General features: G+C 59.8%; 4 protein-coding genes and 1 riboswitch. Of the genes, 1 reads left to right on the top strand and 3 read right to left on the bottom strand.

Features of this window, described 5'->3' with window-relative positions; translation table 11 throughout:
* Both VJ604_RS09045 and VJ604_RS09040 read right to left on the bottom strand, forming a co-directional pair.
* Positions 1–904: Nramp family divalent metal transporter (locus VJ604_RS09045; RefSeq protein WP_324081754.1), on the bottom strand; the 904-nt coding region annotated here is incomplete at its 3' end.
* Positions 905–966: 62 nt separating this feature from the next.
* Positions 967–2196 carry a magnesium transporter gene (locus VJ604_RS09040; protein ID WP_324081752.1) on the bottom strand — a complete coding sequence of 410 codons (1230 nt, stop codon included), beginning with the start codon at positions 2194–2196 and terminating at the stop codon, positions 967–969.
* A gap of 369 nt (positions 2197–2565) precedes the next feature.
* Positions 2566–2735, bottom strand: a riboswitch (M-box (ykoK) riboswitch).
* Positions 2736–2913: 178 nt separating this feature from the next.
* Between VJ604_RS09040 and VJ604_RS09035 the strand changes: the two genes are divergently transcribed.
* Positions 2914–3921: a dolichyl-phosphate beta-glucosyltransferase gene (locus VJ604_RS09035; protein WP_324081750.1), complete on the top strand. Its 1008-nt coding sequence runs from the start codon at positions 2914–2916 to the stop codon at positions 3919–3921.
* A gap of 67 nt (positions 3922–3988) precedes the next feature.
* On the opposite strand, the gene mnmA is transcribed toward VJ604_RS09035, so the two are convergent.
* On the bottom strand, positions 3989–4957 hold a 969-nt coding region (gene mnmA / locus VJ604_RS09030), incomplete at its 5' end, for a tRNA 2-thiouridine(34) synthase MnmA (protein WP_324081747.1).

Genomic DNA, 4957 nt, shown 5'->3' with positions numbered 1-4957 from the left:
ATACGCAGTAGGCGGTGGAAAGCGGCAGTATGGAGGCTGCGAACAGCGAGGCGTTGGCAAGCCCGATGGCGAACAGTCCTGAGGCGTATTTGCCTGCCAGCGGTGCCAGCGACATGGCGGCATCCTTGGCGTCGTTGATGTGGACGCCGTGCACGAACATGGTGGCGCCGCAGGCGACGATGATGAAGAAGGCGACCACGTCGGTCATGATGCAGCCGAAGATGACGTCCAACCGGCAGGCCTTGTAGGTCTCCACCCGCACCCCTTTTTCCACCACCGCGGACTGCATGTAGAACTGCATCCAAGGTGCGATGGTGGTGCCTACCACGCCGATCACCATCATCAGGTAGGACGGTTTCAGCTCGAAGGAAGGGGTAACCGTGGCGGTCATGATCTCTCCCCAGGGGGGGTGGGCCAGGTAGGCCGAAACGATGTAGGTGAGGTAGATGGTACAGGCGAAGAGGAAGACCTTCTCCACGAACTTGTAGCTCCCCTTCACGACCAGCCACCAGACGACCAGGCCGCCTATGGGGACCGAGATGTACTTGCTCACCCCGAAGATCTCCATGGCCGCGGCCCAGCCGGCGAACTCTGCCACAGTGTTTCCCAGGTTGGCCAGCAACAGGAAGAACATCAGGTAGGCGGTCACCTTGACCCCGAAACTTTCCCGGATCAGGTCCGCCAAAGACTTGCCTGAGACAGCCCCCATGCGGGCGCACATCTCCTGCACCACGATTAGAGCGACGGTGATCGGGATCAGGGTCCATAACAGCGAGTAGCCGAGGCTGGCGCCGGCCACCGAGTAGGTGGCGATGCCGCCGGCGTCGTTGTCCACGTTGGCGGTGATGAGCCCAGGCCCAAGCACCGAGAAAAAGAGAAGGATGTTTTTCTTGTTGATCTTCATCGAACGTCTCCAGGACGGTAAGTGTTGTAGCTCTGCTTCAATCGGTTCATCCGGCTACATTTTTAGTACCCCGGATGCCGCTTTAGTTTGAGATCGAGCGGCAGGAAGCGCTCCAGGATGTCGTCCACGGTGACAATTCCGACCATCTTCTCATCCTCATCGAGGACCGGTACCGCGATCAGGTTGTACTTGGCGATGATTTCCAGGATGTCCTTCGGGTCGTCGTCGATCTGCACGCATTTCAGGTTCTCGGTCATGACCTCTTCAACGGGGAGCGCGCCGTCATGGACCAGCAGCTCCTTGAGGGAGACGACCCCCAGCGGCCGCTCGTCCGGGTCCAGCACGTAGGCATAGTAGACGGTGTCCACCTCCGGCGCCTGGATCCTTACCTCGGAGAGCGCCTCGGCCACCGTGATGTCGACCGGGATGGCGATGAAGCTGTTGTTCATCATGCCGCCTATGGAATCGTCCTCGTGTTCCAGAAGTTCCTGGATCTCCTCGGCGTCCTCGGCATCCATCAGTCCCAGCAGCTCCTCTGCCTTCTCGGCGGAGAGATCCCCCAGCACGTCGGCCGCCTCGTCCGGCGACATCTCCTCGAGGATGTCGGAGGCGCGCTCGCTGTCAAGTTCGCTGATGACGCGGCTTCTCAGTTCCGGCTCCAGTTCGTGGATCGCCTCGCCGGCCGTCTCGTCGTCCAGCGAGTTGAGCACGGTCTGGATGTTCTTCATCGGCACCCGCGAGATGATGTGGGCGAGGTCGGCCGGGTGCATCTCGGAAATCTGCTCCCTGGCCATGGTCAGTGTCAGCTTGGCCGCGTTTGCCTCCAGGTGTCCCACGTATTCCCAACTGATCTCCCGCTCCGGGATCTCCCTCTGCACGATCCCCCACAGCTTCTCGCACCCCATCCGGCGCAGCAGACCGCGGAAGCCGACGTCGACCGACATCAGGCAAAGGGCGTCCTTGTGGCGGCCGAGCTTGAGGTCGTTGACGCGCACGACCTTGGCGCCGTTCACGTCCACGATCTGCTTGTCGAGGATGTCGCGCTTGACGTGGATTTCGTGGCCGGTTTCCTGGTAGCGCTCCAACTGCTCGACGGAAGAAGAGACCGAGATAACAGTCGGGTTGAAGAGCACCACCTTGTCCCAGCCGACCGCATAGGTCTGCCCCTTGCGCTGGATGAGGACCTGGCTGACGATGGGGAATTCCTCGTCGGGGGTGATGGCGAGATCGCAGACCGTGCCGAGCTTCTGGCCCGCGGCGTTGATCAGCGGCTTCTTCAAAACTGCGCTCAAATAAAGTTGCTGTGGCGTCATGGCTTCGCTTCCTGTCTCCGCACGTGCACGGGCGAGCGCAGACGGCACGGACGCGCGTCCGCCGTCCCGGTATACCCGGCAGTGGGGTGCAATGAAAAGCTGGCTGGAAAGGTGGGCCGTCTGGCCGAAATTTCCCGCGCTTGGTGATCGTTATATGGTCCTTTGATGAAGGCTAAATCACGACCAAGCGGGGAGGGGAGGAGGGACTTGGTGGTTAGTTCATCGAAGGAGGATGGATATGTAAGCTACAACTCGGACTGTCCAAAGTGCTAGACTACCTCCGTGGCTGGTCCCGGTCGGGACATAAAAAAAGACCATGGGGAAACCCCACGGCCTGTCTGGTCGAAGTGAATTCCCCACTCGTAGATTTTCGGCAGTGCACAACGTAGGTTATTGAAAACCAGCTACCTTAAGTAAAGCCTTATGCCGACAATACCTGGTCTACCCATTGGCGTCTTTCGACATTTCTGGGCAGTAGCCTTTGTTTGTGCAAACGCCTCATGCTAACGAGGAATACCTCTCTATACTTCTAATGGGAAAGATTGTCAAGCTGTTTCGGGATTTTGCGCCTCCGTTAGTGCTTCTACGATCTCCCCAGGAACCCGTGGCACGTTCTCAATTCAATCGTTAATTTGAAAACGCTAATATTAGTCGATACAATGATTGGGTTGCCACCAAAGCCAGGGAGGTGGGCCCATGTTGTCGATGCCGTCGGAGCTTTCTGCTGTCGTCGCAGCTGATCACCTTTTCGGGGTACTGGCATCCATCGTCTTGCTTATGGTGGCCTCCCTGGTGCTGCCCCACACACGTTGGCACTGGCTGGTGGCCGCTCCTGGTGAAGAAGCGGCCGATGCCGAGCCTTCCGACGACGATTCCTTTTTTCGGCTGGAACTCAGGATTCTCAGGTTCCATCTGGATGGGTTGGTCCAGGATCCCGCGCTTCGCCACAACGCAATGGTTGATCTTTCCATCGTGATCCCCGCCTACAATGAAAGGAACCGGCTGGCCAACACGGTGCTTTCCACCATCAGGTGGTGCCAGTCCTGCTGCCCCTCCTATGAGATCATCGTCGCCGATGACGGCAGCACCGACGAAACCATGGAGATCTGCAGGATCTTCGAGGAGTACGACGGAAACTTCACCGCGCTCAGCAACCCGCACCTTGGCAAAGGATCAGCCGTGAGAGCCGGCATGCTGCACGCATCGGGGAAACATGTGCTGTTCATGGACGCCGACGGTGCCACACCCTTGAAGGAAATCGAAAGGCTCAGGGCGAAGCTGGAAGAGGGCTTCCCGGTGGCGATCGGCTCGCGAAGATCGGGGGAGGAGTGTGCGACGGTAGTGGAAAGGCGTCTGCACCGCAGGGTGATCGGCAAGGTCTTCGCCGCCATCGTGCACCTGTTCGGCGTGAGCGGTATCGGCGATACCCAGTGTGGTTTCAAGATGTTCAAAGCGGAAGTGGTGAAGGAGATCTTCTCGCGCCAGCGCCTGAACGGCTTCGCGTTCGATGTGGAAGTACTGTTACTGGCCCGGCGGCTCTCCCTGGAAATTGCCGAGGTGCCGGTCGACTGGAACTGCAAGGCGGGGTCAAAGGTGAACTTGGTGGTGGACACCCTCCGGATGCTGGCCGACGTCTTCAAGGTGAAGCTGATCCATCGGAATACCCCCACCCAGTTGCAACCTGATACCTCTGACATCAACTGAGATCCCGGATGGTTAGCTGCCGGTCAAGGGTGCGGCCACGGCGAGGTGCCGAGGCCGCATTTTTGCGTCAGTCGATCCAGCCGCCACCCACCACCCGGTCGCCGTCGTAGAGTACCACTGCCTGCCCCGGTGTGACGGCCTGCTGTGGCTGCTCGAACTCAACCTGCAACTTACCGTCCTCCAGGAGCGTGGCCTGGCAGGGGAAGGGTTTCTGGCGGTAACGGATGCTGCAGGTCCCCTGAAAGGTCCCGGAAATAGGGACGCTGGTCCAGGTGGTCTCCGAGGCGAACAGCCGGTCCCGCGTCAGTTCTTCCCGCGGCCCGACCACCACCTGCGCGTGTTCGCGGTCGATGGCCGTGACGTAGAGAGGTTCCTTCCAGGCGATGCCCAAGCCTCGCCGCTGACCGATCGTGTAGTTATGGATGCCGTCGTGGCTGCCCAGCTTCCTTCCAGTCGAATCTACGATGTCGCCCGCAGTGCGGACCACGCCATTTTCCTCCAGGAAGCGAACGTAGTCGTTATCGGGGATGAAGCAGATCTCCTGGCTTTCCTGCTTCTGGGCCACTGGCAGGTTGAACTTCGACGCCAGCTGCCGGGTTTCACGCTTCTCCAGGTCGCCCACCGGGAAGATGGTGCGGGCGAGCTGCTGCTGCTTCATGGAGAACAGGAAGTAGGTCTGGTCTTTGCCGGGGTCGCGCCCTTTGATCAACTGGTAGATCCCGGCAGCGTCGCGCTCGATGCGGGCGTAGTGGCCGGTGGCGAGGATGTCGGCGCCCATCGACTCCGCTATTTCGGCCAGGATGCCGAACTTGATGCGGTCGTTGCAGCGCGCGCAGGGGTTGGGAGTCCTTCCCGCCGCGTACTCGGCGATGAAATCGTCCATCACCAGTTCCTTGAAGCGCTCCCTGAGATCAATCACTTCGAATGGGATGCCGAGTTTTTTTGCGACCCGCCCGGCGTCCATCACGTCGGTCAGCGAGCAGCAGGTTTTACCGCGTTTCAGATCGGGTGCCGGTTCGTAAAGCTGCAGCGACAC

It is taken from the genome of Geomonas sp., from assembly GCF_035254065.1.
In the GTDB taxonomy this organism is placed as follows: Bacteria; Desulfobacterota; Desulfuromonadia; order Geobacterales; family Geobacteraceae; genus Geomonas.
This window is presented reverse-complemented; position numbering and strand designations above follow the sequence as displayed.